This window comes from Vibrio sp. 10N.222.49.A3 (assembly GCF_041475145.1).
Taxonomy (GTDB): Bacteria; Pseudomonadota; Gammaproteobacteria; order Enterobacterales; family Vibrionaceae; genus Vibrio; species Vibrio tasmaniensis_A.
The window spans coordinates 1-1,891 of the sequence record NZ_JBFRVM010000269.1; the positions used below are offsets into that span (position 1 = coordinate 1).

Annotated in this window: 2 pseudogenes; both read left to right on the forward strand. The window is 42.9% G+C overall.

What is annotated here, in order from left to right:
* Positions 1-55: 55 nt before the first annotated feature.
* A pseudogene (locus tag AB4589_RS24885) lies at positions 56-383 on the forward strand (group II intron reverse transcriptase/maturase); the annotation flags it as partial.
* A 354-nt stretch (positions 384-737) separates the two neighbouring features.
* A pseudogene (locus AB4589_RS24890) lies at positions 738-1,851 on the forward strand (IS4 family transposase).
* Positions 1,852-1,891 lie beyond the last annotated feature (40 nt).

Genomic DNA, 1,891 nt, shown 5'->3' on the forward strand with positions numbered 1-1,891 from the left:
GTAATTCAGTTTAGAGACAGAGTCGTCCCGTTCCGTGTATTTCGACGACAAGTTTCAGGTAGTCGGATATGTAGGTAACAAGCTATTCCATACGATGGTACTGGGCTAAAAGGCGTCATCCAACAAAGTCTAAAACTTGGATCGCCCTAAAATACTTCATCAACCGAAAAGGCCAGTGGCAGTTTCACGGTTGGCAGAAGATCATGGATATGGATTGCCAGTTCAATCTCTTCCAAATAGCCAAAGTGCCAATAGAAAGGCATGTGAAAATCCGAAGTGCAGTGACAACATTTTACCCTCAATACCAAGAATACTTGGCTAAAAGGAAGTCCAAAAGGCTAGCTCGTAACTATTGGAACGAACCTGCTCCGACTGCTTTATAAGTTGCTGAGTATCATTTGATGCCTTTGTGGAGGCTTGAGCCTAGTGCAGTGAAAGTTGCACGCTGGGTTCTTAGGGAGACGGCACTTGGTAACAAGTGTCGTCCACCCGACAGATCTAAGCTAGCTCGTTGTTGGACAAAACTTTGTCAGTGTTTTTGCTAATTTAGTAAATTATGAATTAATTCAGGTATGGCAAAGTCGTTTAATGAAGTGTCCAATATTGATGGTGAAGATCACGCCTACCTCTTGCGAATCCCCTCATAATTATGCATAAAAACAATGAGGTAGACGCGCATCGCCGTCTTTGATCTAATGAATATCGCTGAACACACATTTCGAACAAGTGGGTTAACAATGCGCGACATTCAGATTCTACAAAAAACCATACAAAACCAATGCCCCTCCATTCACAAAAAACGCGTTAGTTCTCTGATACTTGCTACAAGAAGTGTACTTGACGGCTCAGACTTAACGTTGACTAAACTAGGTCGGAAACTGGAAACTAATACCACGGTAAAACATGCGATCAAACGCGTTGATAGACTGCTTGGAAATCGCCAACTACATCGTGAAAAAGACCTTATTTATAAATGGCATGCCTACTTAATAACGGGCGCCAACCCTTGCCCTGTCATCCTTGTGGATTGGTCTGATGTTCGTGAACAACTTCGTTATATGACGTTAAGAGCATCCGTTGCACTTGATGGACGAGCCATCACAATCTTTGAGCAAGTTTTTGAGTATGGCCAATACAATTCACCAAAAAGTCACCAAACATTCCTCGATAAATTGCAGAGTATTTTACCGAATAAAATCAGTCCGATCATCGTTTCTGATGCGGGTTTTAGAAATACTTGGTTCCGCCAAGTTCAGGAGAAAGGTTGGTTTTGGTTAGGTCGTGTCCGAGGTGAAGTATCAATCAAACAACCCCAAAAACCTTGGGTCTCAAATAAAACCTTTTATCCAAACGCTGTCCATAAACCCAAATATCTTGGCCACTGCTTATTAGCAAAGAGATCACCGATATCTTGTGAAGCCTATGTTTATAAAGGATTAGAAAAAGGCAGAAAAGCCCAACGCCATAGCAGAACCAGTCAAAAACACTCCGCTACACATCTCTATCAACGCAGTGCAAATAGAAGAAGCCTTCCGCGATCTAAAGAGTACCGCCTATGGAATCGCACTTCGTCACAACAGAACTCGTTGTACTAAGCGATTGGATATCCTGCTTCTTATTGCGTTGCTCGCTGAAATCTTGATGTGGTGGAATGGCCTCATTGCAGTACAAGCCAAATGGCATTTTGACTTCCAAGCCAACAGCATTAAACACCGCCGAGTTCTATCCATACCTCGTCTAGGGAGAGAGGTACGAAATCATCGGCGATATCAAATTAATGAATCCCAATATCAATGGGGAATGTTCGAATATCAAAGGCTCACACACAACGCAGGACTAGGGAAAATATGAGGGGATCCGTCAGCGCCTACCTAACCCAGTAAGCTTGTTC